22 protein-coding genes are annotated in these 25,344 nt (G+C 72.6%); 10 read left to right on the forward strand and 12 right to left on the reverse strand.

Annotation, left to right across the window (positions count from 1 at the left end; all coding sequences use genetic code 11):
• The 6 genes from ACIBFB_RS26635 to ACIBFB_RS26660 form a co-directional block, all read left to right on the forward strand.
• The coding region (locus ACIBFB_RS26635; protein WP_397234802.1) for a glycoside hydrolase family 15 protein at positions 1-1,336 on the forward strand (1,336 nt) is incomplete at its 5' end.
• A 94-nt stretch (positions 1,337-1,430) separates the two neighbouring features.
• Positions 1,431-2,546: a winged helix DNA-binding domain-containing protein gene (locus ACIBFB_RS26640; protein ID WP_397234804.1), complete on the forward strand. Its 1,116-nt coding sequence runs from the start codon at positions 1,431-1,433 to the stop codon at positions 2,544-2,546.
• Between the two features lie 72 nt (positions 2,547-2,618).
• Positions 2,619-4,982 (forward strand): hypothetical protein, encoded by a 2,364-nt coding sequence (locus ACIBFB_RS26645; protein WP_397234806.1) that lies wholly within the window; start codon positions 2,619-2,621, stop codon positions 4,980-4,982.
• Between the two features lie 133 nt (positions 4,983-5,115).
• Positions 5,116-5,982, forward strand: a complete 867-nt coding sequence (locus ACIBFB_RS26650; protein WP_397234808.1) for a DedA family protein — start codon at positions 5,116-5,118, stop codon at positions 5,980-5,982.
• A 128-nt stretch (positions 5,983-6,110) separates the two neighbouring features.
• Complete coding sequence (gene lpdA, locus ACIBFB_RS26655; RefSeq protein ID WP_397234810.1) at positions 6,111-7,517, forward strand: dihydrolipoyl dehydrogenase; 1,407 nt, start codon at positions 6,111-6,113, stop codon at positions 7,515-7,517.
• A 139-nt stretch (positions 7,518-7,656) separates the two neighbouring features.
• Positions 7,657-8,349, forward strand: coding sequence for a hypothetical protein (locus ACIBFB_RS26660; protein WP_397234812.1), 693 nt, complete (start codon positions 7,657-7,659; stop codon positions 8,347-8,349).
• Between the two features lie 85 nt (positions 8,350-8,434).
• Here ACIBFB_RS26660 and ACIBFB_RS26665 read toward each other — a convergent pair whose 3' ends face one another.
• The 3 genes from ACIBFB_RS26665 to ACIBFB_RS26675 form a co-directional block, all read right to left on the reverse strand.
• Positions 8,435-10,030, reverse strand: coding sequence for an OmpA family protein (locus ACIBFB_RS26665; protein WP_397234814.1), 1,596 nt, complete (start codon positions 10,028-10,030; stop codon positions 8,435-8,437).
• A gap of 83 nt (positions 10,031-10,113) precedes the next feature.
• Positions 10,114-11,403: an MFS transporter gene (locus tag ACIBFB_RS26670; RefSeq protein WP_397234816.1), complete on the reverse strand. Its 1,290-nt coding sequence runs from the start codon at positions 11,401-11,403 to the stop codon at positions 10,114-10,116.
• A 69-nt stretch (positions 11,404-11,472) separates the two neighbouring features.
• Positions 11,473-12,777 (reverse strand): CynX/NimT family MFS transporter, encoded by a 1,305-nt coding sequence (locus ACIBFB_RS26675; RefSeq protein WP_397234818.1) that lies wholly within the window; start codon positions 12,775-12,777, stop codon positions 11,473-11,475.
• 193 nt (positions 12,778-12,970) lie between these two features.
• Between ACIBFB_RS26675 and ACIBFB_RS26680 the strand changes: the two genes are divergently transcribed.
• Positions 12,971-13,456, forward strand: a complete 486-nt coding sequence (locus ACIBFB_RS26680) for an Lrp/AsnC family transcriptional regulator (protein ID WP_397234820.1) — start codon at positions 12,971-12,973, stop codon at positions 13,454-13,456.
• A gap of 70 nt (positions 13,457-13,526) precedes the next feature.
• On the opposite strand, the gene ACIBFB_RS26685 is transcribed toward ACIBFB_RS26680, so the two are convergent.
• Complete coding sequence (locus ACIBFB_RS26685; RefSeq protein ID WP_397234822.1) at positions 13,527-14,321, reverse strand: VOC family protein; 795 nt, start codon at positions 14,319-14,321, stop codon at positions 13,527-13,529.
• A gap of 143 nt (positions 14,322-14,464) precedes the next feature.
• Complete coding sequence (locus tag ACIBFB_RS26690; protein WP_397234824.1) at positions 14,465-15,493, reverse strand: aldo/keto reductase; 1,029 nt, start codon at positions 15,491-15,493, stop codon at positions 14,465-14,467.
• 112 nt (positions 15,494-15,605) lie between these two features.
• On the opposite strand from ACIBFB_RS26690, the gene ACIBFB_RS26695 reads away from it, so the two are divergent.
• Positions 15,606-16,481 (forward strand): helix-turn-helix transcriptional regulator, encoded by an 876-nt coding sequence (locus ACIBFB_RS26695; protein ID WP_397234826.1) that lies wholly within the window; start codon positions 15,606-15,608, stop codon positions 16,479-16,481.
• On the opposite strand, the gene ACIBFB_RS26700 is transcribed toward ACIBFB_RS26695, so the two are convergent.
• The 3 genes from ACIBFB_RS26700 to ACIBFB_RS26710 form a co-directional block, all read right to left on the reverse strand.
• Positions 16,400-17,386 (reverse strand): hypothetical protein, encoded by a 987-nt coding sequence (locus ACIBFB_RS26700; protein WP_397234828.1) that lies wholly within the window; start codon positions 17,384-17,386, stop codon positions 16,400-16,402. The two genes, ACIBFB_RS26695 and ACIBFB_RS26700, sit on opposite strands and share 82 nt — an antisense overlap.
• Positions 17,387-17,414: 28 nt before the next feature.
• Complete coding sequence (locus ACIBFB_RS26705) at positions 17,415-17,864, reverse strand: GNAT family N-acetyltransferase (RefSeq protein WP_397234830.1); 450 nt, start codon at positions 17,862-17,864, stop codon at positions 17,415-17,417.
• Between the two features lie 72 nt (positions 17,865-17,936).
• Entirely contained in the window at positions 17,937-18,752 is an 816-nt protein-coding gene (locus ACIBFB_RS26710) for a TIGR02452 family protein (protein WP_397234832.1), read from the reverse strand.
• Between the two features lie 119 nt (positions 18,753-18,871).
• Between ACIBFB_RS26710 and ACIBFB_RS26715 the strand changes: the two genes are divergently transcribed.
• Positions 18,872-19,429 carry an RNA 2'-phosphotransferase gene (locus ACIBFB_RS26715; RefSeq protein ID WP_397234834.1) on the forward strand — a complete coding sequence of 186 codons (558 nt, stop codon included), beginning with the start codon at positions 18,872-18,874 and terminating at the stop codon, positions 19,427-19,429.
• On the opposite strand, the gene ACIBFB_RS26720 is transcribed toward ACIBFB_RS26715, so the two are convergent.
• The 3 genes from ACIBFB_RS26720 to ACIBFB_RS26730 form a co-directional block, all read right to left on the reverse strand.
• Complete coding sequence (locus ACIBFB_RS26720; protein ID WP_397234837.1) at positions 19,416-20,246, reverse strand: class I SAM-dependent methyltransferase; 831 nt, start codon at positions 20,244-20,246, stop codon at positions 19,416-19,418. The two genes, ACIBFB_RS26715 and ACIBFB_RS26720, sit on opposite strands and share 14 nt — an antisense overlap.
• Complete coding sequence (locus ACIBFB_RS26725; protein WP_397234839.1) at positions 20,230-21,030, reverse strand: SURF1 family protein; 801 nt, start codon at positions 21,028-21,030, stop codon at positions 20,230-20,232. The genes ACIBFB_RS26720 and ACIBFB_RS26725 overlap by 17 nt, the downstream gene beginning before the upstream one ends.
• A 136-nt stretch (positions 21,031-21,166) precedes the next feature.
• Positions 21,167-22,246 (reverse strand): chaplin family protein, encoded by a 1,080-nt coding sequence (locus ACIBFB_RS26730; protein WP_397234841.1) that lies wholly within the window; start codon positions 22,244-22,246, stop codon positions 21,167-21,169.
• Positions 22,247-22,920: 674 nt separating this feature from the next.
• Between ACIBFB_RS26730 and ACIBFB_RS26735 the strand changes: the two genes are divergently transcribed.
• A complete protein-coding gene (locus ACIBFB_RS26735) occupies positions 22,921-24,051 on the forward strand; it encodes a CapA family protein (RefSeq protein WP_397234843.1) in 1,131 nt (376 codons plus the stop codon).
• 63 nt (positions 24,052-24,114) lie between these two features.
• Here ACIBFB_RS26735 and add read toward each other — a convergent pair whose 3' ends face one another.
• Entirely contained in the window at positions 24,115-25,161 is a 1,047-nt protein-coding gene (gene add / locus ACIBFB_RS26740) for an adenosine deaminase (protein WP_397234845.1), read from the reverse strand.
• Between the last annotated feature and the right edge of the window lie 183 nt (positions 25,162-25,344).

Below are 25,344 nucleotides of genomic sequence, written 5' to 3' on the forward strand. Positions count from 1 at the left end.
CCCGATGGTGCTGTACGCCCCCGGGGTGGAGTGGGTCGTCGACCACGACGAGCGGGGCGAGATTGCCCGCGCCCGGGTGCGCCCCACCAGCGAACACCCGGTGGTGCTGGAGCTGCGGTTGGGCACGGCCGACCTGTCGCCCTGCCCGGTCGGGGAGGCCGACCGCCGGCGCGCGGCGGGTGAGCACTGGGCGGGTTGGCTGGACACCCTGGCGCTGCCGGTGACCGCCCAGGGTCTGGCCGCACGCTCGGCGCTGACGCTGCGGGGGCTGTGCACCCCTTCGGGCGGGGTGATGGCGGCGGCGACCACCTCCCTGCCCGAGGAGATCGGCGGGGTGCGCAACTGGGACTACCGGTACTGCTGGCTGCGCGACGGGGCGTTGACCGTGCGTTCGCTGGTGTCGCTGGGGTCCACGGTCGAGGCGGAGGCGTTCTTGGGCTGGGTGCACCGGGTGGTGGCCGCTCTGCCCTCGCCGGAGCTGTTGCGGCCGTTGTACACGCTGGCCGGTGCGGACCTGGGCCCGGAGGAGGTGGTGGAGAGCCTGGCGGGGTATGCCGGGTCGCGGCCGGTGCGGGTGGGCAACGCCGCTGACCGGCAGGTGCAGTTGGATGTGTTCGGGCCGGTGGTGGAGTTGGTCGCGGACCTGGCCCACCGGCGGGGGGCGCTCGCGGACCGGGACTGGGAGTTGGTCGCGGCGATGGCCGAGGCGGTCGCCAGGCGTTGGCACGAGCCCGACCACGGGATCTGGGAGGAGCGCGACGAGCCGCGTCAGCGGGTGTATTCCAAGGTGATGTGCTGGGTGACGTTGGACCGGGCGGTGGGGTTGGCGTCCCGGTTCGGTCGGCGGGCGGATCCGGTGTGGGGGCCGTTGGCGGCCGACATCGCCGCGGAGGTCGTGGCCAAGGGGTGGAACGGGGCGGTGGGGGCGTACACCACGGCCTATGACGGTGAGGATCTGGACGCGGCGTCGTTGCACATCGGTCTGAGCGGGTTGTTGGATCCGGCCGATGAGCGGTTCCAGTCCACGGTGACCGCGGTGGAGGCGTATCTGCGTGAGGGGCCGACGGTGTTCCGGTACCGGCGTGACGATGGTCTGCCGGGGGGTGAGGGCGGGTTCCATCTGTGCACGGCGTGGTTGGTGGAGGCGTATCTGTTGACGGGGCGCCGGGCGGAGGCGGAGGAGTTGTTCGCGCATCTGGTGGAGTGCGCGGGGCCCACGGGGTTGATCCCGGAGGAGTTCGATCCGTTCACGGAGCGGGCGTTGGGCAATCATCCGCAGGCGTACTCGCATCTGGGGTTGATCCGCTGCGCCCAGCTCCTGGACCAGCACGCGTGAGCCGTCCGGCCCGCGTCCGGCTCCGGACGCGGGCCGAATGTCCGAACCGGCGGATAGGGTGCCGCCACGCAGCAACGTCCGGAAGGCGGCCCCGATGACCACGACCGGCACCACCCTGACCCGGCGCGCGGTCAACCGCGCCACGCTCGCCCGGCAGTACCTCCTGCGCCGTGTCGACCTTCCGGTCACCGAGGTCGTCACGCACCTGGTCGGCCTCCAGGCCCAGACCACGCACACCTGGTACGTCGGCCTCCAGAGCCGGATCGAGGCGCTCGATCCGCACGCGGTCGGGCGCCTGCTCACCGACGGCGAGCTGGTGCGCGCCACCCTCATGCGATCGACGCTCCACCTGGTGACCGCGCGCGACTTCGCCCGGCTGCGGGCCACCGTGCAACCGGCCATCAGCCGGGACCTCGCCCACGGCGGCCACGGTCGGACCACGCGCGACCTCGACCTCGACGCCGTCGTGGCCGCCGGACGCGCGCTCCTGGAGGAGCGGCCGCTCACCCCCACCGAACTCGGCGCCCTGCTCGTCGAGCGGTGGCCGGACGTGCCCGACGCCGACCTCGCCTACGTGGTCCGCTGCCTCCTGCCCGTCGTGCAGATCCCGCCGCGCGGTGTGTGGGGGGCGTCCGGGCCGCCGGCGCTCGCCCCGGCCGACACGTGGACCGGCCTGGCGCTGGACACCCGGCCCGACCCCGAAGCGCTCGTCCTGCGCTACCTGGCCGCGTTCGGTCCGGCGACGGTGAAGGACGTGCAGGCCTGGTCCGGGCTGACGCGGCTGCGCGAGGTCGTCGACCGCCTCCGCGACCGGCTGGTCGTGCTGCGCGGCGAGGACGGCGCCGAGCTCCTCGACCTGCCCGACGCCCCGCGTCCGGACCCCGACACGCCAGCCCCGGTGCGCTTCCTGTACGACTTCGACAACCTGCTCCGGGGCCACGCCGACCGGAGCCGGGTCATCTCCCCCGACGGGCTCAGGCGGATCGCCTCGCGCAACGGGATGCCTCCCGCCACGGTCCTCGTCGACGGTGAGGTGTGCGCCTCGTGGAAGGTGGTCCGGGAACGCGGTTCGGCGACGGTCGAGGTCACGCCGTTCGTACCGCTGAACCCCGCGGTCACCGACGAGGTGGTCGACGAGGGGTCGCGACTGCTGCGGTTCCTGGCGCCGGACCGCGACGAGCACGCGGTTCGCGTCATCGACTCCGCGTGACCCCTACTGCGGCGAAATGTCCAGACCTGTCCGGACCACGGGAGACACGGGCGGATATGGAAGGATTCTCGGGTGACTGAAGAGTTCCGCGCCGCGTTCCAACGCGTCCTCGACACCGCCGTAAGCCAGGCACCCGAGTTCCCCTCCGCCGTGCACGACGTGTTCCGGCTGTCCTCCCAGGTGTCCAAGGACGAACTCGCCACCGCCATGGAGGCGCTCGCACCGGTTCTCGCCGAGTGCGAGTCCGTCGCGGGCGTGGCCGCCGACCTGGCCGTCCTGGCCGGGGCGCTGGTCGAGTCGGGTGCCCCGGCGGGCCAGGTCGGGCTTGAGGTACTGCGCCAACTGGGGAGCTACGGCCAGGCGGCCGTGGCCTTCATGCACGCGTGGGACAAGACCGGCGGCGGTTCGCTGCCCGCGCCGCACACCGTGACGGAGACCGAGGAGAAGCGGGTCGAGGAGGTCCTCGGAGACAACGCGCCGCTGGCCACGGTCGGTTGGTGGACGTCGCAGCGGTACGGGCTCGCCGCCAAGGCCATGCTGGGTGACTCAGGCGTGCGCGCCGCCGTGCGCGGGGACACCAGCGCGCTGGAGGGCCTCAGCCAGATCGTGCGGGCGCTGTCCACGCAGCTCAGCGAGTTCGGCGAGGTCCGTGAGCTGCTGCGAATGGCCGAGGTGAGCCGGGTGCTGGTCCTCGACCGGGCGTCGTGGCGCGGGTTCCGGGTGCGCTTCGACGGATTGGGCGACAACTTCCAGTTGCACACGCTGCTGGCGGACGCACTGGTCGGCAAGGAGGGACGTGGGATTCCGGGGACGCGCCCCGATCCCCGGTGGAGCGCCGCGTCCCGGAACTCGCCCGTCGACCCGCTGGCGGACGTCGTGCGCGGCGAGTGGGATCTCGTGGGCGGCGACGGCACGTGGGTCGGGAACGAGGCCGTTCCCGGGGACATCCCGTTGGTCGACGGCGAGCGCGTCCTGGTCCTGGAGCCGCAGTCGCTCGCGCACTCGTGGCGGGCGGGACGCCGCCATCCGCACATCCCCGGGTCGTTGGAGATCCTGGAGGAGATGCACCCCGACGAGGCCGCCGCGTGGTGGTCGCGTACGCACCCGGCGGGGTCGGTGCGCCACCCGCTGGCGCCGCCGATCGAGCACGACGACACGGGTTCGCAGCGCGCGCCCCGCCACTTCGGGGTGGCGGCGCACTTCGCGGAGGTCGATTCGGGCCCGCTGTCGACGTCGTTCGACACGCTGTCCGCCGGACCGGACGACGCATCCCAGGCGAGCGGCGGGTCCGAGGGCGCGGACGGGTTCCGTGACCCCGGGAGGCCTGACGCCCTCTGGGCGACCGACGGGCCCGACGGGTTCCGAGCGCCCCACGGAGCCCCGGAGGCCGGTGGCGCCGCAGACCCTGGTGAGTTTCGGGCACCCGGTGGGCTCTCCGGTGGCGGTGCGACCGAGGGGTCCGCAGGGACCGGTCAGCCTGATGCCGTCTGGGCGGCGGACGGTGCCGCGGAGCAGGGCGCGTCCCCGGAGCCGGGAGGGGCGCACAGTGCCCAGGGGTCCTGGGCGGACCCCGGGTCCGATGGGTTCCGAGCGCCACACGCGACCCCCGAGGCACGCGGGACCGGCGGCTTTGGCGCGACCGATGGATCAGACCTGCCCTGGGCGACCGACGGGACTGACGGTTTCCGAGCGCCACACGCGGCCCCCGAGGCGCACGGGACCGGCGGCTTCCAGGCGCCACGTGCACCAGAAGACGCCCAAGAGCTGGGAGCGTCGCACAGTGCCCAGGGATCCTGGGCGACCGACGGAGCCGACGGGGCCCCAGCACCCCACGCGGCCCCCGAGGCACGCGGGACCGGCGGGTCCAGCGGTTTCAGCGAGACTGTTCGGCCCGACGTGCCCTGGGCAACCACCGGGACCGACGAGCCCAGTGGCTTCCGAGCACCTCGTGCGCCCGGAGCTACCCAAGAGCCGGGCGCGACGCACAGTGCCCAGGCGTCCTGGGCGGACGCCGGGTCCGACGGGTACCAAGCGCCCCACGCGACCCCCGGGAACGGCGAGTCAGACGTGCCCTGGGCGACCGACGGAACCGATGGGCCCCAGGCGTCTGGCGGTACCGCAGTGGTGGGTGGAGCCGATGGGTTCCCCTCGACCGGGGAATCCGGTCGGGCCGACGTGACCCACGGTACCCCTGGTGCAGCCTGGGCGACGGACGGTACCGCTGAGCAGAACGCGGCCCCCGAGGCGGAACCCCACCCGTGGGCAGCCGAACCGCCTCCCCCGGCCCCCGTACCGCCGTCCGCCGGGGACGGACGGCCGCCCGGCGCCCACCTGCTTCCGCCGATGCCCCCGAACGTCTCCGAGAGCCATCAGTGGGCCCCGTCGTGGCGCTGGCCCCTGCCTCCGGTGCCCCGAACCAACCGCGACCCCGGGTAACCCCTGGTGGACGCCGCGTACTCGTGTGCGTCCGGATATGACAACCGTCATGTCGCGCGCGCCGCGTCTCTCATCCCGACACGGTGACGCGTGCGACTACGACCGACGGGTCCATCACGACATGCTGGGAACCATGGCCACGCAGAGGAACACCGAACCGACCGCGCACGACGGCGACCCGACCGACGGCGCGTCCGCGGCCGAACGGCCAGACGCCACCACGGGCGACGGCGACCCCGTCGACCCGAAGGCCGCGGAAAGGGCCAGACGCCAGGAGGAGGCCCGCGAGGCCTTCCGCGCGATCAAGCCCTGGAAGGGCAAGGCGACCCGGCAGGACAAGGCCCTGCTCGCCTGCGCCATCGGCATCCCGGCCTTCTTCCTCGCCCTGACCCCGGTCAAGCCGCTCCTCATCGCCGACCACCCGATCGGACTGGCCTTCCTCACCGGCAGCAACGCCGCCGTCGGCGCCGCCGCGGCCTACTCCTCGCTCGGGCAGATCCCCCTCTGGCTCGTCCTGGTCGCGGGCGTCTTCGGCAAGGTCAAGGTCGACTGGCTGTTCTGGTGGCTCGGCAGACGCTGGGGACGCGGCTTCATCAACCTCCTGGCGCAGGGCGAGCGGGCCCGGAAGTTCGCCGACAAGGCCCACGACCTCAACCCGTGGATCGTCCGGATCGCCCTCACGCTCTCCTACCTGCCGGGCGTCCCCGCCGCCCTCATCCACGTCACCGCCGGCTGGACCGGCATGCGCCTGCGTACCTTCTTCCTCTTCGACGCCCTCGGCGCCCTCCTGCTCACCGGAGCCGTGGCGGCGGTGGGCCACGCGACCGGGCAGGCCGGGGTCGACATCGTCCTCCTCGTCGACCGGTACGCCCTGTGGCTCACCCTCGCGATCATCTTCGCGATGGCCTTCTGGCCCGTGGTCAAGCAGCAGCGCGCGGAGAAGGCCAAGCGCAGGGCCGCCGCCGCGACCGCCGAGGAGACCGCCGAGGAGACCGCCTAGGCCGTCCGCGTGCACCTGATCACCCACGAGTCGGGGCCGCACGGCTAGGCTGGCGTTCGGCAATCCGACACCCCGGGCCTGCCGGCTGCCTGGGTGCGTCACGAACACACTCAAGGAGAGATCCCGTCATGGGACAGCGACACTTCGATCTGGTGGTCCTCGGCGCTGGTCCGGGCGGCTACGTCGCGGCGATCCGCGCGGCCCAGCTCGGTCTGAACACGGCCGTCATCGAGGAGAAGTACTGGGGCGGCGTCTGCCTGAACGTGGGCTGCATCCCCTCCAAGGCGCTCCTGCGCAACGCCGAGCTGGCCCACCTGTTCCGCACGGAGGCCGACCAGTTCGGCATCAAGGTGGACGGCACGGTGGAGTTCGACTTCGGCAAGGCCCACAGCCGCAGCCGCGAGGTGGCCGAGGGCCGCGTCAAGGGCGTCCACTTCCTCATGAAGAAGAACGGCATCACCGAGCTCAACGGGCGCGGCACGTTCCTCGACGCCAACACCGTCGAGGTGCGCGGTGAGGACGGCTCCGCCGAGTCCGTCACGTTCGACCACGCGGTGATCGCCGCCGGGTCCTCCACCAGGCTCATCCCCGGCACCGAGCTCTCCGAGCGGGTCGTCACGTACGAGGAGCAGATCCTCGACGGCACCCTCCCCGAGAGCATCGTCATCGCGGGCGCGGGCGCGATCGGCGTCGAGTTCGCCTACGTCCTCGCCAACTACGGCGTCGACGTCACCATCGTGGAGTTCCTCGACCGGATGGTCCCGCTGGAGGACGAGGAGGTCTCCAAGGAACTGGCCCGCGCGTACAAGAAGCTCGGCGTGAAGGTCATGACCTCCACCCGCGTGGAGGCGGTCGACGACACCGGCAAGAACGTCCGCGTCACCGTCAGCACGTCCGACGGCAAGCAGCAGACCCTGGAGGCCGACCGGCTGCTCCAGGCGATCGGCTTCGCGCCGAACGTCGAGGGCTACGGCCTGGAGAACACCGGCGTCCAGCTGACCGAGCGCGGCGCGATCGACATCGACTCCCGCGGCCGCACCAGCGTCCCGCACATCTTCGCGATCGGCGACGTCACCGCCAAGCTCATGCTCGCGCACACCGCCGAGGCCATGGGCATCGTCGCGGTGGAGACCATCGCCGACGCCGAGACGCAGGAGGTCGACTACCGCTTCGTTCCGCGCGCCACCTACTGCCAGCCGCAGATCGCCAGCTTCGGTTACAGCGAGAAGGAGGCGCGGGAGGCCGGGTACGACGTCCAGGTCGCCAAGTTCCCGTTCATGGCCAACGGCAAGGCGCACGGGCTGGGCGAGACCCGCGGCTTCGTCAAGATCATCTCCGACGGCACGTACGGCGAGTTCCTCGGCGCCCACATGATCGGCCCGGACGTCACCGAGCTGCTGCCCGAGCTGACCCTGGCCCAGCAGTGGGACCTGACGGTGCACGAGGTGTCCCGCAACATCCACGCGCACCCGACGCTGAGCGAGGCGGTCAAGGAGGCCGTGCACGGACTGGCCGGGCACATGATCAACCTCTGACCGGACCGCGACGCGCGGGGCGGCGGGAACGGAGACTCGGCCACGTCGGCGGGGAGCCCGGGGAACTTGCTAAGTTTCCCTGTGACCCCCGCCGGAGCCTCCTCCCGCCGCCCGGCGCTCCCCGATCCGAAAGCCACCCATGCGCCTGATCCCCTCCACCCCCCTGTCGTGCCTGGGCACGGCCGTCGTCACCGTCGTGGTCGGCGGAGCCGTCCTCGTCGGCTTCGGCGTGATCGACCTCGACCTGGACCTGAGCCTGTCCGGCGGCGACGTGGAGAACCCGCTGGACTGGATGGCCGACGCCGTCCCGAGCGCCGAACCGAGCGACGGGGCCGAGGGGCAGGACGCGTCCGGCTACGCCCTGCCCGCATCGTGCGCGGCCGCGGGTGTGGCCGAGGCCGTCGGCGACCTGGCCCCGGGCCCGGTCCTGACCGAGGAGGTCGGCGCGGTCGAGGGGATCGACGGCGCCGAGCAGGTGGTGTGTTCGTACAGCGACGGCGGCACCGGACCCGGCGGCACCGTCCTCACCGTGGTGTTCACCCTGGGCGCCGACCCGAGCGCCAACCCGGACGTGGTCCAGGTGCCCGGAGCCGAGGAGCGGATGAACTGGGAGGTGGACGTCGACGTCGACGTGGACACCTACCACACCGACGAGTCCGACAGCCTGGGCGGCGACCTGGAGTACGTGGGCACCGTCGACGGCTCCAGCCGCCACCTCTACCTGGCGCTCCCCGGCGAGCTGCACGTGACCGCGATCTCCACCAACGGCGAGGTCCCGCGCGAGGACCTGGAGCGGGTCGTCATGGCGGCCGCCGAGCGGATCAGGAGCTGAACGCGCCCGCCCCGCACACACGAGGGGCGCGCCCGCACGCCGCGGCCGCGCCCCGCTCCCTCCCCGCGTCACCCGCGGGCGCCGGTCAGAACTCGACCGGGACCTCCTCGAACTCACCGAACGGACCGGCGCGCAGCGTCAGCCCCTCCACGTCCACCGCGGGGGCCGGGAACACCGCCACGAGGTCGTAGGTGTTGCCGGGCTGGAGCATGTGCACCTCCTCGGCGAAGCTGCTGTAGCGGCCCTCGCCGAAGTCCATCTGCGCCACGTAGCGCACCAGACCGCTCTCCGGCTCCAGCAGTTGGAACCCGCCGAGCGTGCCCTTGTTGAACTGCTCCGGACCGCCGGCCATGACCGCCTCCGTGCCGCCCAGGTCCGGGATCCGCGGCTCGTCCCCGGTGTTGGTCAGCGAGAACGTCCCGATCACGTAGGCACCGTCGCGGCGCAGCGGGTAGACGTCCATGCGGATGCCGTCCAGTTCGCCGCTGGCCACCGCCGAACCCGGGTCGTCGGTGTACGGGGCGGGCCAGGTGACGTTGCGCTGGGCGGCGCCGATGGCGTCGTCGTCGTAGTCCTCCTCGTCCGAGACCTCCGTCGAGGTGTCGTAGACGTAGGAGAACTCGACGCGGCGGTTGCGGGCCCGGGCCTGCTCGTCGTCGGGGCCGCCCTCGCGTGCGATCGGCTCGTCCATGCCGCGCCCCTCGACCTCCAGGGTGTACCCGGAGCCGATCTCCTCCGCGAGCAGGTCGCGGACGGTCTCGGCGCGGTCGACGGACAGGGCGTCGTTGTAGGAGGCGCTGCCGATGCCGTCGGTGTGGCCGACGACCGTGATGACGGGGTCGTCGGGATCGACGTTGGCGGTCAAGGTGGCGGCCGCGCGCCGGACCACCTCCTCCGCCTCCTCGGTCAGGTCCGAGCTGTCGAACGCGAACATCACGTCCGAGTGCAGCGAGATGATCTCCCGGTCGCCGTCACGGGTGGTGGAGGCGACCTCGGAGTCGACGAAGCTCTGCACCCACCCCTCGTCGGCCACGGCGTCCTCGTCGGGGCGGCGGTTGGCGAAGGTGAGGCTCTCGCCGCTCGGCGGCGGGTCGTCCAGGGTGAGGTGGTCGGCGCCGTTCGGATTCTCGGGGTCCGGCCGCTCCGCGTCCACGTCCTGCACCGGGATCCCGGTCATCGCGCCCAGCCCGCTGCCGAGGAAGGTCACCTGCTCGACCTCGTCGGGCAGGCGCGGGAAGTAGCGGACGTACTCGTTGGTGACACCGTCGTGCACCGGGTACAGGCCGTCCCCGCCCGGGCTCTCCGACCCGTACTTGAGACCGTCCTCGTCGAGGAACTGCCGGTACACCCGGCCGGTGAGGGGGTCGATCAGGGTGTGCGCCATGCTCAGGTTCCGGTTGGGACCCGAGAACTCGTCCGCGTAGGTCACCTCGTAGTACATGACCGTGTAGTCGTCGGTGCGCTCCAGGCCCGTGATCGAGAAGGTCATCTCGTTGTCCTGGCCCGTGTCCTGGAAGATCCGGCCCTCGCGGACGTAGGGGAACTCCTCCCGGACCTCGGGCGGGCCCGACGCCCCGCCGAAGGTCGCGGACCACCAGTCCGCCGTGGCCGTACAGCCGCTGAGCAGCAGGGCGCCCGTTACGGTCAGCGCGACCGCGGTCACGGTCGTCTTCCGCGCCATGTGGGGGAACTCCGATCGTTGAGGGGACGTACCGGCAACATCCTCCACCAGTCGGGCACCCGGACCGACCACCCGTCCCCCCGTCAGGCCACGGAGACCTCCTCAGGACGGGGCAGGGCGCGCATCACCGGGGTGAGGCTGCACAGCGCGGCGGCCCCGGACACGCACGCCATCGTCAGGAAGACCCAGCCGGGTCCGGCCTGGTCGAAGACGATCCCGATGCCCAGGATGCCCACCGGTTGGGACAGCATCGCCAGGAACATGACCGCTCCCAGGACGCGCCCCTGGAGATCGTCGCCCACCGAGGCGGCCACGTAGCCGTAGAACACGGCGTTGGCGCAGGGGACGACGGCGAACACGCACCCGACGATCACCCCGAGCAGGATCACGTTGGGCGCCATGAGGAGTGCGAGCGCTCCCACCGGCGCCGACCACGCCGCCACCAGGAAGGTCGTGGACGGGCGCACCCACCGGACGACCAGCCCCGCGACCAGCGCCCCCAGTAGGCCCCCCGACCCCGCCAGGGAGACGGTCATGCCGATCTGGAGGTGGGAGGCACCCTGGCTCTCGGCGGTCGCGATGATGGCCAGGAACGCGCCCGTCTGCGTGAACACCAGGTTGAACCCCAGGATCCACGCCATCATCGGCCGCAGGATGGGGTGGCGGGCCAGCACCGCGAAGCCGCTCACCGCGCCGCGCAGGTTCCACCTCCCCCCGTCGCCGCGGTCGGCCTGCATCGGGCCGCGGACGGACATGAGCAGGACCGACGAGGCCAGATAGGTCAGCGCCTCGGCGGCGAACGGGAACGCCCTGCCCAGGTTGAACAGCGATCCCGCGACCGGGGCGCCCAGCGCGGTCGTCCCGAAGAGGCGGATCTGGTTCTGTGCGGCGGCGTCCGCCAGTTGGGCGGCCGGGACCAACTGCTTGATCGCCGCCATGGCCACGGGGTTGGCGACCCCCGTCAGCGCCGCCGAGCTCACGGCGACGCACAGGATGAGCGGGATCGACACGTGCCCGGTGAACAGCAGCGCCGTGAACAGGGCGAGGAGGGCCAACCGGCCCAGGTCGCAGACGAGGAGCACCGCGCGCCGGTTGGACCGGTCGGCGAGGGCCCCGCCGACGACGGACGCGACCATGGCCGTGGCCACCTGCGCGGCCCCGATCGCACCGGCCTGAGCGGCCGATCCGACGAGGACCAGGACCAGGAGCGGGTAGGCGACCTCTCCGCTCTCCTTGCCCAGTCCGGCGAAGAACCGGCTGGTCCAGAGCGTCTGGAAGTCGCGGTTGCGCAGGAGCGCCCGGGAGCCCCCCGTGCCGTCCACCGGCGGGGCCAGCCCGAGACGGCCGGGCGGGCGCCACCGTGCGGTGGTCATCCGGAACGGTGGAACGGCGCGGGTGCCAGACAGGGAGGCCGATCGGGGGGCGAGGATCTCATGCCGCCATTATGCGCGCACGAACGATGTCCCACCCGGGCCCGGGTCCACTGTTCCGGCGGCCGATTCGATGGTGCGCGGAGTCCGCTCGACGTAGGCCGCCACCAACGCGACGAGGAGCGACGAACCGGCCACGAACAGGTACGACGCAGTCCATCCGCCGGTGAGTTCGGCGACCAGACCGAAGAGGAGCGGACCGCCCAGCGCGATCCCGCTGCCCGCGCCCTGGACGAATCCGGAGAGCGCGCCCGCCCCGCCGGGGGTGGTGCCGCGGGTGGTGATCATGGTCATGGTCACCACGAACAGACTCGTGCCCAGGCCGAGGAGGACCGCCCACAGGGGCGTCAGGTGCTCGGGGCCGACCGCCACGCCCAGGTAGCCGGTCGCGTATCCGCCCACCCCCAGCGCGACGATCGGGAAGGTGTTGGCCGCGCGAACGGTGACGGTGGGCGCGACCAGGGCGAACATCAGACTCGCACCGACGGTCAGCGACACCATGGTCCCGGCGAACGCCTCGCTGTGACCGGAGTCGGCGAGGAGTGCGGGCAGCCACGTGAACAGGATGAAGACGTTCCAGGTGACCATCCCGAACAGCAGGGCCAGACGCCAGGCCATGCCGACCCGCCAGACGGGGCGGGCCAGGGCGCTCCGGACCGGGAGGAGTGCGCCCTGGGGGGCGCCGGTCCGCGTCGGCCGCAGCCACTGGGCGGCCCACAGCCCGGCGGCCGCCAGGGCGATCGCGGCCCACACTCCGACCGCGAGCCGCCAGCCCACGGCCTGCGCGAGGGGGACGGCGACCAGAGGAGGGAAGAGGGCGCCCGCGTGGATGGCCACCATCTGCACGGTGCTGAGCGTCGCCAGCCGGTCGGGGAAGTACTGCCTGATCAGGGGCGGCAGCACGACGTTGCCCAGCGCGGCGCCCGCGAGGGCCACGGCGGTCAGGACCAGGAGTGTGCCCGTGTCGGGGGCGAGGGCGCGCAGAGCCTGGCCCACACCGGTCAGCAGCATGCTCAGCACAGCGGTGAGCTCGGGTCCCAGGCGGCGCATGATCGCGGGGGTGACCAGACCGAAGACGGCGAAGGCGACGAGCGGCAGGGTGCCGAACACGCCGATGACGGTGGCCGCGAAGCCGAACTCGCCCCCGACCGTGGTCAGCAGCGGAGACAGCGCGGTGACCACCAGGCGCAGGTTCAGCGCGGCGCAGGTGATGGCCAACAGGGCGAGGACGCGGCCTCGGTGGGCTCCGGTGGGAGCCCCGGCGGGCGGCCGGACCGACGGTCGGTCGGTGGCGGTCGCGACGGAGGAAACGCTCATGGCGGCGGCGGACGTCCCTTGGTGTGCGGTGATGCGGCGCTGCATCCGAGCGGGGTCGTCCGGCGGGCGACGCTGCCTGCCCGGGAAGGATCCTCTCCCCTGGGCGAGCCAAATACGACCTTTTCAGAGAAATGTTATGCACACAGCGGATGCGTACACAACTTTCCGTATTTAATACGGATACAATGGCCGTATGGCTGATCTTGACGAACTAGATACGGCGATCCTGGCCGAACTCCAGGCGGACGCACGGCGCACCAACCGGGACGTGGCCGCCGCGGTGGGCGCGTCGCCGACCACGACACTGGACCGGACCCGCGCACTGCGTGAGAGGGGTGTGATCCGCGGCGCGCTCCTCGACGTCGACCTCGAACTCATCGGCCGACCGGTGCAGGCGCTCATCACCGTGCGCATCGTCAAACCCTCGCGGCACAACATCGAGGCCTTCCGCGACTGGGTGCGCTCGCTGCCCGACACCCTGTCGGTCTTCGTGACCTCGGGAAACGAGGACTTCCTCATCCACGTCGCACTGCCCGACAACGACAGCCTCTACGCGTTCGTGGTCGACAGGCTGACGGAACGCCCCGAGGTCGCCGACGTGCGGGCGTCGATCGTCTACGAGCACCTGCGCAACGACCGCATCGCGCCGACGACCGGAGGACGGCGACGCCGGGGGTGACCGTGCCCGCGCGTCGCCGTCGGGGCCGCTCCGGACCGCGGTCGCCCCGCACGGCCGCGACCGCGGCGCGTCACTCGGGTGAGGGCGTCAACAGCACGAACCCGGTCTGGAACGGGTCGACGCACAGGGCCAGCCGACCCACCATCGGCATGTCGTCGGGCCCCATGAGCACCTGGCCGCCCGCCGACCTGACCGACGCGGCGGCCGCGTCGCAGTCGGCCACGGCGAACACCGGGTGCCAGTCGGCGTTGCCGCCGGTCGCCTCCAGTTCGGCCCCGTCCACCCCCATGAGCCCGCCGAACTCCCGGTTCTCGGCGGCGCCCGACGGGGCGATGATCCGGTACGGCTCGGGGCTGTCCGGAAGGGTGAAGTCCTGGAACCGCCAGCCGAACAGCTTGCCGTAGAAGGACAGCGCGGCGGCGCCGTCCGGCGTCCACAGCTCCACCCAGCACAGGGTGTTGTCCTGGTCGGTGACCCCCATCCCCGGGAAGTCGTACGCCTGCCAGAGTCCGAAGTCCCCGCCCTGGGGGTCGGCGCAGAACACCATCCGGCCGAACGACATCACGTCCATCGGTCCCGCGTGCACGGTCCCGCCGAGACTCACCACGGTGCTGGCCGTCGCGTCGACGTCGGGGGCGGCGAAGTAGACACTCCACGCCGGACGCTGCCCCTCGTCCATGAGCGGCCCGAGACCGGCCAGCGGGATCCCGTCCAGCTGGAACATCCGGTACCCGCCCGTGTCCGGCGCGGGCTCGCTGGCGCTCCAACCGAACACCTTCCGGTAGAAGGCGATGGAGGCGTCCGTGTCCGGCGACCCCAGCTCGATCCAACAGGGGGAGCCGGAGACGAAGTTGGTGGTGATCATGGGTTCCCCTTCTCCGTGTGTCCACGAAAAGCACCACCTCAGAGTCTCTCCCGCGCCACCGCTCCGAGCGGTCCGTGACGCGGCAAAGACTCGCACAACTCAGACGCACCGCAGTGCGCCGACGCCGCTGGCGGCGGTCGCGGTCACCGACGGCGGAGGCGCTTGTCGGTCACCGCCGGAGGCTCGTAGAAGGTCATGTCGCGGCTGACGTCCGTGCCGGGCGGCACGATCCCGTCGATCCGGTCGAGCACTTCCCCGCCCAGCCGCACGCCGGCGCCGTCCAGCATGCCCTGGAGCTGGTCGTGCGTGCGCGGGCCGATGATCACCGACGTCACCGCGGGATGGCTGCGCACGAACGCCGTCGCCAGGTGGGGCAGGGAGAGGTCCGCGTCCGCCGCGACCTTTCCGAGCTCCGTCACCGCCGCCAGCTTGGCGGCGTTGCCCGGCAGCGCCGTGTCGTACATCGGGCCGAGGAACGCGCTGCGGTGCGCCGCGCCCGGGTCCTCCCCGTCGGGGCCGCCGTACCGGCCCGACAGCCAACCGCCGCTCAGCGGGCTCCACGTCAGCACGCCCATGCCGTACCTCTGGGCGGTGGGCAGCACGTCGCGCTCGATCCCGCGCGCCAGCAGCGAGTACGGCGGCTGCTCACTGCGCGGCCGGACGTGGCCGCGCGCCGACGCGTTCCACTGGGCCTCGACGATCTCCTCGGCCGGGAAGGCCGACGTGCCGACCGCCCTGACCTTGCCCGACCTGACCAGGTCCGACAGCGCGGAGAGGGTTTCGTCGATGTCGGTGTCCGGATCGGGCCGGTGCACCTGGTAGAGGTCGATCCACTCGGTGTCCAGCCGCCGGAGGCTGTCCTCGACGGCCCGGACGATCCAGCGCCGCGAGTTGCCCCGGTGGTTGGCGTCGGGGCCCATCGGGTTGTGGAACTTGCTGGCGAGGACGACGTCGTCGCGGCGCCCCTTGAGCGCCTTGCCGACGATCACCTCGGACTCGCCGTCCGAGTACATGTCCGCGGTGTCGACGAGGTTCACGCCCGCGTCCAGCGCGGTGCGGACCATGCGCACCGCGTCGTCGTGGTCGGTGTTGCCCCAGGCCCCGAGCATCATCGTGCCGAGCGCGTACTCGCTCACGGAGATGCCGGTGCCGCCGAGGATGCGCCGTTCCATGGAGTGTTCCCCTTCCAGAAGTCGCTGCGTGGGGAACTCTGCCGGGCCCGAGGGGATCCGACCAGGCCCGAGCCGACCTGGGTCTGGCAGGACCATGGTGGATACTCGGCACATGGTGCGCACGGACACGGAGATCAGCCAGTTCCTCAAGACCCGCCGGTCCGCCCTCTCACCCCGGGAGGTGGGTCTGCCCGAGGGAGTCAACCGGCGGCGGGTACGGGGGCTGCGCCGTGAGGAGGTCGCGCTGCTCGCGGGGGTCAGCGTCGACTACTACACGCGGATCGAGCAGGGCCGGGGCAACGGGGTGTCCGCGAGTGTGCTCGACGCCGTCGCCGACGCGCTGCTGCTCACCGGCGACGAGCGCGCCTACCTGCACAACCTGGCCGGACGGACGCCGCACCGCACGGGCGGCGCCGACGGCGCGTGCGTGCCGCCCGCGGTGCCCCGCCAGGCCGTCCGCCCCGAGCTGCGCCAGCTCATCGGAGCCATGGACCGCGTCCCCGCCGTGGTCCTGGGCCGGGGCCTGGACGTGCTGGCCTGGAACCGGCTCCTCGCCCGGCTGTGGCCCGGCCTCGACGACCTGCCGGACGAGGAGCTGAACCTCGCCAGGTCGGTGTTCCGCGACGACTGGACCTCCGCCCTCCACGACGACCTGGCGTCGATACGCCGCGACGTGGTGGCCAAGCTGCGGGCGGACACCGGCCGGGACCCGGAGGAGCCGCGGCTGTGCGCGGTGGTCATGGACCTGCGGAGGGAGAACGCGCACTTCGAGGAGCTGTGGCAGGCCCGCGAGGTGCGGGAGCGGCCGCACGGCACGCACCGGCTGCGCCACCCGTGGGTGGGCGAGCTGACGCTGGACTTCGAGAAGACGGTGCTGCCCGCCGACGACGGGCAGGTGCTCATGACCTACTCGGCCGCCCCGGGGTCGGTCTCGGAGGAACGCCTCGCCCTGCTCGCGAGCGCCCGCCACGAGCCCGCGACGGCGTAGGCCAGCAGCGCGCCGGCGACCGCCAGCGTCCACGCGTCCGGGGCCACGACGGACTGTCCCCGCAGCGCCTGCCAGGCGGTCAGCCCGAACGCCCCCGCGTAGGCCGCGCCCGCCACGCCCACCAGTCGGACCCGCACGGCCTCGGACCGGTACCGCGCAGCCGCCCCCACGGCCAGCGCCACCAGGATCATCGCCTGGAGCCCGTGGATCCCCACGAAGTGCGGTACCCGCAGATCCCCCGCCACCGTGCTCCACCCGACCAACGGCAGCCCCGGTCCGCCGTCGGGGGCGCCCACGGTGTGCGCCCCGATCACGTCCGACCCGCCCGCCGCCACCGCGGCCGCCTGCTCCGGCGTGGCCGGGGACATGAACAGCGCCACCGGCATGCCCGCCAGGGTGACCGCCGTCCCCCACCGCAGGGCACACGTCGTGGCGCGGTCACCGACGGGTCGGCGGAGCAGCACGGCGGCCACGGCGAGGTGGAGCGCCCACACCGCCATGACGACGACCCCCATGGCGTTGAAGACCACGGCGTCGACCACGGTCGCGACGTTGAAGTGGCTCCGCACGCCCCGCACGGCCTGGACCACGACCGCCGCCAGTTCGGCGGTGACGAGCACCGCGATCACCGTGCCGAGCCGGTGCCCGAGCCGCCGGGTCCGGGACAGCAGCCAGGCGAGCGTCACCGTGTACACGGCGATCGACAGGGCGAACCTCGCGGGCTTGCTCCACACGGGTTCGCCCACCAGGACGCGGTCGTCGACCGCGGTCCCCACCAGGGCCGCCGCGAGCACCAACCCCGACAGCACCGAGGCCGCCATCAGCGGACGGTGCCAGTCCAGCACGCTTCGGACGAGCAGGCGGACGCGCGCCGGGCCCTCCAGGCACCCGGCGCCGTCGGTCACGCCGGGCTCCCAACCCGCATCAGGCGGCTCACAGTCGGAGCTCGAAGACCATCCGGTCCACCCCCGGCCCGTCGTGGTCGGCGTGCGGTCCCGTCACCGTGAAGCCGAACGCCCGGTGGAAGGCGATCGACCGCGCGTTGCCCGGCGAGGTAACCGCCCGCACCGTTGTCCGTCCGTCGGCCCGGGCGGCCTCCGTGAACCGCGCGTACAGCCGACTCGCCAGCCCCGACCGGCGCTGCTCCGGCGCCACCCCGACGAAGTGCACGTACGCCTCCTCCGGGCGGGACGGCGACCCGAATCCGACGAGGAAGCCCGCCAGCTCCGCCCCGGCCTCGGCCGTGAGACTGCTGGTGTGGAAGTGGTCGAGGAACAGTCGCGGAAGCACGTTCGCGACCGGTCGCCCCCACCACGCGTCGCACACCGCGATGATCCGCCGGTGGTCGGAGGGGCGGGCGGTGCGGATGCTGACATCGGTCACGGCACGGGTCTCCTGTCGCCTCGGGAGGTCGGGGTGATGCCAGTGGCCCGCGCGCGCGAACGGCGGGCCGGGTCACGGACACCCGAGTGCCTCCCGGAACGGCTGTCGGAGCGCGTCGTCCTGGTCCATCACCGCGAACACGACGTGCGCGAACACCCCGGCGAACTCTCCCCTCAGGGGCTCGGCGAAGGCCGCCGCCACCTCGGCGGGACGGTTCCCGAACACGCCGCAGCCCCACGCGCCCAGGACCAGGGTGACCGCCCCGCGGTCCGCGGCCACGGCCAGGACGCCCCGCGCACGGCGGGTCAGGACGTCGACGATCCGGTGCTCCTCGCCGGTTCCCTCCTGCTCGACCTTCCGCCGGTTCGGCGCGGCACAGGTCAGGAAGTCCGCCGTCACGGGCTCTGGCAGCCACCCGCCGCGGTCGTCCCGGAACACCGGCACGCCCGGAGAGTGGATCACCCGGTCGGAGAAGATCCGACCGGGCGTCGCACGGTGGTGGTCGTAGAAATCCGGACACCCGGTCAGGGAGGCGCACAGCGCGCTCGACCGCGCCAGGCTCTCCTCCTGGGCCCGCGCCCCGTTCGCCACGCCCCCGCCGGGGTTGTAGGCCGACGCGAAGTTCAGCGCCGCGAGCCCGTCCGAACCGGACAGCCGCACGAGCACCTCCAACGTGCTCTCGCCCGTGACCTCGACGCGCGTCTCCCGCTCCCCCTCCGGAGCGGCCAGAGCCCGCACCTCCTCGGGCAGGAAGAGCCGCGTGCCCGCGCGCATGGCCGCGAGCGCCTCCGACAGCTCGACCGTGCGGCCGCCGACCGTGTACCGCTCCTCCTCGACGACGGTCCGGGTCTCCCGCCACACCTCGCGCAGCCTCTGTCGCTGTGACACGCTCTCTCCTCGCCCTCGACGCGGCACGAACCTATCCGGCCGCGCACCACCCGCCCAACCCGTTTACAGCGGACCGAAAACCACTGGCCGGGCCTCCGGGAAGGGGGCATCCTCGGAGCATGGACCCCAAGCGCCGTGTCCGCGCCTCGAAGTTCCTCTCCCGGGTGCTGCGGCACGACCCCGCCCGCGCGGGGATCACCCTCGACGCGCAGGGCTGGACCGACGTCCGCGCGCTCCTGGACGGCTGCCGCCGCGCGGGTCGCCCCATCACCCACGCCGAGCTGATGGAGGTCGTCCGCACCAACGACAAGCGACGGTTCGCCCTCAACGCCGACGGCACCCGCATCCGCGCGAGCCAGGGCCACACCGTCCTGGTCGACCTCGCCCTGGAGCCCGCAGCGCCGCCGGACCTGCTCTACCACGGCACGGTCGGCCGCTTCCTGCCCGCGATCGCCGCCGAGGGCCTGCGGCCCATGGGCCGCCACGACGTCCACCTGTCCGCCGACGAGGCCACCGCCCGCGCGGTCGGCTCCCGCCGCGGCTCCCCGGTCGTGCTGGTGGTCGCCGCCGGACTCATGCACGCCGACGGGCACGCCTTCCGCGTCACCGACAACGGCGTCTGGCTGGTCGCGTCCGTACCGCCCGGGTACCTCGGCGCGCCGGTCAGCCCGGCTTGACGGCGCTGAAGACCGCCGTCCCCGGGATCATCCGGCCGCGGACCGGTCCCCAGCCGCCCCACACGCGATCGTGCCCCTCGGGCCACTCCGGCTCCACCACGTCCCTCAGGACCAGTCCGGCCCCGGCGATCCCGCGAATCCAGTCGCCCATCGTCAGGTGGTGCTCGACGTAGACCGCGTGCCCTTGGTCGTCCTCCTCCACGTAGGCGCGGCGGTCGAAGTAGGACTGGCGGACGGTGAACCCGTGCTCGGTCGGATCGTCCGGGAAGCACCACCGCACGGGATGGGTCACCGAGAACACCAGACGCCCGCCCGGGCGCAGCACCCGCCCGGCCTCGGCCAGCGCGTCCACGGCGGCGGGCACGAACGGGAACGCCCCGAAGGCCGAGAACACCACGTCGAAGGAGGCGTCCGCGAACGGCAGCCGCTGGGCGTCCGCCTGCGCCGCGGGCACCGCGGTCCCGACCTCCTCGTCGATCCGCCGCGCGTGCTGGAGCTGGCGGAGGGCGACGTCGACGGCGACCACCTCCCGCACTCCCTGGGAGCGCAGCCACCGGGCGCACTGGGCCGCGCCGCACCCGACCTCCAGGAACCGCCCGTCGCGGGTCCGCTCCAGGTCGAGCAGGTCGGCGTCGGCCTCGGTCAGCCCCTCCGGGCACCACACGAAGTCGGCGTCCCCCAGGAAGGCCCCGTGGTCGGCCTGGTAGGCGTCGGCCGCCGCGTCCCACCACAGGCGGCCCGCCCGCGCGCTCTCCGCCGGGCCGGCGGCGCGGCGCTCGACGCGGCCCGGGTCCGGGTAGTCAGCCTCGTCCCGCATGCTCCTCCTCCGGTGTCCCAGCCGCGGTCGCACCCGGCTCCGCCGCGCGCGCGTCCCTCAGCTCGCGCCGGACCAGGAACACCCATCCGCCGATCGCGATGAGCGTGAACACCCACCACTGCACCGCGTAGGACAGGCTCATCCCCGAGTCCAGCTCGTGCACGGCGACGCGCTCGGGGGCGGGGTCGGGCGCGGGGTCCTGCCTGGTGAGCTCCACGTATCCGCCGTAGACCGGGTAGGGCAGGTCCTCGGCGAGGGCCTCCACGTCCACGATCATGATCTGGCCCTCGGGCAGGCCGTCGCGTTCGCGCAGCCCGGTGTTCTCCTCGCTCTCGGAGAACTGGAGGCGTCCGGCGATCTCCACCTCTCCCTCGGGCGCGGGCGGCGCCTCGGGCGTGTCCCGCGCGGTCTCGCCGGGGGCGATCCATCCCCGATTGACCAGGACGGCGGGCCCCTCCTCGGTCACCAGGGGCGTGAGCACGTGGAACCCGACGCCGCGTTCGCCGTCCCGGTTGCGCAGCAGGAGTTCGTGTTCGGTGTCCCAGGCGCCGGTGGCCTCGACCGTGCGCCACCGGTCCTCGCGGTCCACGGTCCCCCCGACCCCGGTGAGCTCGGCGACGGGCACGGGCGCGGCGGCCAGGTTGCCCTGTTGGAGGTCGACCGCCGCGCTGCGCTGCTCCCAGCGGTCCAGCTGCCAGAAGCCCAACCACACGAAGCTGGGCACGATCAGCAGGACCAGCGCGTGGAAGGCCAGCATGCGTGAGGAGAACAGGACTCTGAGCACGTCTTCGAGGTTATGAGACGTCCCCGGCCACCCCGCACCGCCCCCGGCCCGGCACGGTTCCCGCACACGCGAAGGGCGGGGCCCGGAACATCCGGAGCCCCGCCCGACGGGTCGGTTCGCGCGTACGGCCTCGGTCCTAGACCTCGTCCTCGGCGGCCGCGCGGCGCTTGCGCGCGAAGTACAGTCCGGCGACGCCGGCGCCGATCGCGGCCACTCCGGCCGCGACCAGGCCGCCGAGGGCGGTGCCGGTCACCGCCAGCTGCTCGTCGGCCTGGGGCCGACGGTCGTCACCGGTGGACGAGGAGTCGTCGCCGCCGTCGTCGGAGCCGCCGTCGGCGCCGTCCTCGTCGTCGCGGCCGTCGTCACCGCCGTCGCCGTCGCCGCCGTCGCTCCCGTCGTCGCCACCGTCGCCGTCGCCGCCGTCGTCACCGTCGTCGCCACCGTCGCTGTCGTCGCCGTCGTCACCGCCGTCGCCGTCACCGCCGTCGTAGCCGTCCTCGGAGATCTTCTCCATGCACGCGCCCTCGGCGACGCCGAGCACGGACACGGCGTTGCCGCAGATCTCGACCGCGGCGTCGACGGGGACGATGATCTGGTTGCCGCTGGCCACACCGCCCGAGCCGTCGGTGGTCGGCCCGCCCTCGTTCTCGGGTGAGGCCTGGATGATGTTGATGATGGTGGTGCACTCCGCGCTGGAGGCGCCCAGCACGGCGACCGAGTTGCCGCAGATGTCGATCGCGGCGTCGACGGGGACGATGATCTGGTTGCCGCTGGCCACACCACCGGAACCGTCCGTGGAGGCGCCGCTCCCGGACGCGGACTCCTCCTCCAGGGCCTCGACCACCTCGACGCAGTCGGCCTCGGACAGACCGCCGACCGCGACCGCGTTGCCGCAGGCGTCGACGGCCGCGTCGACGGGGACGATGATCTGGTTGCCGCTGGCCACACCACCGGAACCGTCGGTCGAGGCGCCCTGTCCGCTGGCCTCGTAGAGCACCTGGGACACCTGGTCGCACTCGGCGCTGGAGATGCCCAGCACGGCGAGGGAGTTGCCGCACAGGCCGGCCTGGACGTCGACGGGGACGATGATCTGGTTGCCGCTGGCCACGCCACCGGAACCGTCCGTGGACGTGTCGGCGAGGGCCGCGGTCAGGGGGGCGACCACGAGTCCGGCGGTGAGGACGGTCGCGAAGGGGTAGCGGAGTGTGTTGCGCATCGTGCTGCTTTGACCTTTCACGGAGACAGCCTGGCGATCGCGCCAGTCATGACGCGTGAGCGCCGCGGAGGGAACCGGGGGCGCGGTCTCGCTTCCCAGAGGAGCGATTCCACTTCCGCGGCGCTGGCGGGCCCGACACCGGTCGACGGTGAATTATGCGGGGCGGCCCGCGTACGTGCGGAGGTCGCGGCTCTTAGGGATCGACCCTGGTGAGAACCGGCGACGGACCGAAACGTTAGCAAGCCCGCGGCGGCGCGCAGGCGTTTTTCAGAAATAGTGCGCCACACTGACGACACTTTCCGTGCGCAATGCACAACAGTTTGCAGTCATCACTGGTCAAAGACTTATGATGGATAACGCTGCGTACATAGACAGAAACAGAGAGTTGTTAATTCCGGAAAAGAATTTTGGTCGGCTCCCCCCATCGTCCACTAACCCACTTCGTTGACTCGTCCCTCCAAGCGCGCCCGGGTCCGCATACTGAACGCCCGAACTTTCCACCCTCATAACGAATATCCGATTCATGCGGAAAGCCGGAAATGACACAGTCGCCGACCCGATCGGTCGTCACCCGACAACACGGAGTAATAGACGAGCACTCCGGCAAACCGGACATGTGAGGTAGGCGTCCCCTTGAACGGACACCCCGTCGCGGACCCTCCCAGGAGACCCCCATGCCCATCCGCCCCCGGCTCCCCCTGACCCCGCTCCGTGGCGGCGCCGCACTGCTCGCCACCGTCCTCCTCGCGTCCGCCTGCTCCCCCGGGGACGCGGACCCGGCCGCGGACACGGGCGGAGGCACCGAGGGCACGGCGGTCCCCCAGGACTCGACCGCCTCGCCGAGCGCGCCGCCCCCGGACACGGAACCCTTCACCGTCGCCTTCGGGGGCGATGTCATGTTCGAGGGCCTCCTCGAATCGCGGCTCGACGACCCCTCGACCGCCATGGGCCCGATCGCCGACCGGCTCTCCGCCGCCGACCTGGCCATGGTCAACCTGGAGACCGCCGTCACCGAGGGCGGCACCCCCGCACCGGACAAGCAGTACGTCTTCCGCGCCCCCTCCACCGCCCTGGAGGCCCTGGACGCGGCCGGCGTGGACGTGGCGTCCGTGGCCAACAACCACGGGATGGACTACGGAGAGGTCGGGCTGGCCGACACCCTCGCTGCCGGCGAGGCCTCACCCGTCGCGCTGGTCGGGGCCGGAAACGACGCCGACGAGGCCTACACCCCGCACATCGCGGACGTGGGCGGTCAGACCATCGCCCTGTTCGGCGCCACCGACGTCCTCGACGACCACCTCATGGAGGCCTGGACGGCCGGCGAGGGCAAGCCCGGTCTCGCCTCCGTCAAGGGCGAGGCCCGCGAGCGGATGCTGACCGCCGTGACCGAGGCCGCCGCCCAGGCCGACAACGTCGTCGTCTTCCTGCACTGGGGCCTGGAGGGGTCGCACTGCCCGATCGGGCACGCCCCCACCCTGGCCGAGGACCTCATCGCGGCGGGCGCCACCGCCGTCGTGGGCGGCCACGCGCACGTGCTGTCCCCCGGCGGCTTCGTCGGCGACTCCTACGTCCACTACGGGCTGGGCAACTTCGTCTTCTACAACTTCGACGGTCCCACCGCGGAGAGCGGCGTGCTCACGCTCACCTTCGACGACGGCCGCGTCACCGAGTCCGACTGGGCGCCCGCCCGTATCGAGGGCGGCGTCCCCGTGCCCTACGAGGGCACGGACGCCGACCAGGCCCGCACGACGTGGGAGCAGATGCGCGGCACCTGCGCCCTGCCCCTGACCGACTCCCCGGCCTAGCCGACCTCACCGCGCGATGCTCCCGCTGCTCGAACGCCCGCGCCTCCCGGACCGACCGGCCCCCTAGAGTCCCGGCGCGGCGACACCGTGGCGCTCGGCGACGGCGGCGATCTCCTCCAGGAGCGCGTGGCGGCGCGCCGCGCCCAGGTAGGAGGCCCGCACGCCGTTCCCGGCCAGCCGCACCAGGTCGGCCGGGAACAGGCCCAGGTCGTACGCGGTGCGGTACTCGCGGGTCAGATCGGTGCCGAACATGGTCGGATCGTCGGTGTTGAGCGTGACCAGCAGCCCGGCGTCCACCATGGCCGGCAGCGGGTGGTCCCCGATCTCCCCGACCGCGCGCGTGCACACGTTGGAGGTCGGGCTGACGTCCACCGGCACCTGCTCGTCGACCAGCCGCGCGACCAGGTCCGGGTCCCGCATCGCGTCGATGCCGTGCCCGATCCGCTCAGCGCGCAGCGCGTCCAGCGCCTCGCGCACGCGTTCGGGACCGCCGTGCTCACCGGCGTGCGGCAGGCTCGCCAGACCGGCCGCACGCGCCCGGCCGAACACTCCGGCGTACTGCTCCAGCGGGGTCTCCACGCCGCCGACGCCGAACCCGACCACGCTGTGCGGCGCGTCCCTCAGCACCGCCTCGACCGTCTCCTCCGCGCTCTCCGGACCGAAGTCGGCCGGGAAGTCGGGGATCCACCGCAACTGGATCCCGTGGTCGCGCTCGGCCGCCGCCCGCGCGTGCTCGATCCCGTCGAAGACCACCCGTGCCGGGACCCCGCGCATCAGGTGTCCGTACAGGCTGACGTGCAGCTCCGCGTAGCGCACGTTGTGCGCGACCAACCGCTGGGCGACGACGGAGGCCAGGAGCGCGAAGTCCTCCTCGTCGCGCAGGGCGCCCACCGACTCCAGGTACACCTCGACGAAGTGCGGGAAGTCAGTGAAGGCGTACCACTCCTGGAGCGCCTCCAGGGTGTCCGGGAGCTGGGTCAGGCCGTACTTGCGGGCCAGCGCGAAGAGGGTGTCCGCGGGCATCGAGCCCTCCAGGTGGACGTGGAGTTCCACCTTGGGCAGGTCCTTGATGAGCGCGTCGACGGCCGCCGGAGCCGGGTTGGTGTCCATGGGCGCGAGACTACGCGCGCGCACACCCCGCACCCAGCCCCCACGGCCGAAACTCACGCGACCGCGTCAGAACCCCGGCGCGACCGCGCCGGAAAGTGTCACACCCGGGGGGTAGCGTCGGCCCGCACGAACGGTGACGACGACAATCACCAGCGGAACCGGCGAAGTGGACATCCGCGACGT

It is taken from the genome of Nocardiopsis sp. NPDC050513 (assembly GCF_044457925.1).
In the GTDB taxonomy this organism is placed as follows: domain Bacteria; phylum Actinomycetota; class Actinomycetes; order Streptosporangiales; family Streptosporangiaceae; genus Nocardiopsis.

Bases quoted from the DNA above. Each gene is read 5' to 3' on its own strand.
- add (WP_397234845.1), bottom strand. From the start codon at position 25,161: ATGGACACCAACCCGGCTCCGGCGGCCGTCGACGCGCTCATCAAGGAC.
- ACIBFB_RS26650 (WP_397234808.1), top strand. From the start codon at position 5,116: ATGGCCACGCAGAGGAACACCGAACCGACCGCGCACGACGGCGACCCG.
- ACIBFB_RS26685 (WP_397234822.1), bottom strand. From the start codon at position 14,321: ATGATCACCACCAACTTCGTCTCCGGCTCCCCCTGTTGGATCGAGCTG.
- ACIBFB_RS26665 (WP_397234814.1), bottom strand. From the start codon at position 10,030: ATGGCGCGGAAGACGACCGTGACCGCGGTCGCGCTGACCGTAACGGGC.
- ACIBFB_RS26735 (WP_397234843.1), top strand. From the start codon at position 22,921: ATGCCCATCCGCCCCCGGCTCCCCCTGACCCCGCTCCGTGGCGGCGCC.
- ACIBFB_RS26720 (WP_397234837.1), bottom strand. From the start codon at position 20,246: ATGCGGGACGAGGCTGACTACCCGGACCCGGGCCGCGTCGAGCGCCGC.
- lpdA (WP_397234810.1), top strand. From the start codon at position 6,111: ATGGGACAGCGACACTTCGATCTGGTGGTCCTCGGCGCTGGTCCGGGC.
- ACIBFB_RS26675 (WP_397234818.1), bottom strand. From the start codon at position 12,777: ATGAGCGTTTCCTCCGTCGCGACCGCCACCGACCGACCGTCGGTCCGG.
- ACIBFB_RS26670 (WP_397234816.1), bottom strand. From the start codon at position 11,403: ATGACCACCGCACGGTGGCGCCCGCCCGGCCGTCTCGGGCTGGCCCCG.
- ACIBFB_RS26690 (WP_397234824.1), bottom strand. From the start codon at position 15,493: ATGGAACGGCGCATCCTCGGCGGCACCGGCATCTCCGTGAGCGAGTAC.
- ACIBFB_RS26715 (WP_397234834.1), top strand. From the start codon at position 18,872: ATGGACCCCAAGCGCCGTGTCCGCGCCTCGAAGTTCCTCTCCCGGGTG.
- ACIBFB_RS26680 (WP_397234820.1), top strand. From the start codon at position 12,971: ATGGCTGATCTTGACGAACTAGATACGGCGATCCTGGCCGAACTCCAG.
- ACIBFB_RS26695 (WP_397234826.1), top strand. From the start codon at position 15,606: ATGGTGCGCACGGACACGGAGATCAGCCAGTTCCTCAAGACCCGCCGG.
- ACIBFB_RS26660 (WP_397234812.1), top strand. From the start codon at position 7,657: ATGCGCCTGATCCCCTCCACCCCCCTGTCGTGCCTGGGCACGGCCGTC.
- ACIBFB_RS26640 (WP_397234804.1), top strand. From the start codon at position 1,431: ATGACCACGACCGGCACCACCCTGACCCGGCGCGCGGTCAACCGCGCC.
- ACIBFB_RS26730 (WP_397234841.1), bottom strand. From the start codon at position 22,246: ATGCGCAACACACTCCGCTACCCCTTCGCGACCGTCCTCACCGCCGGA.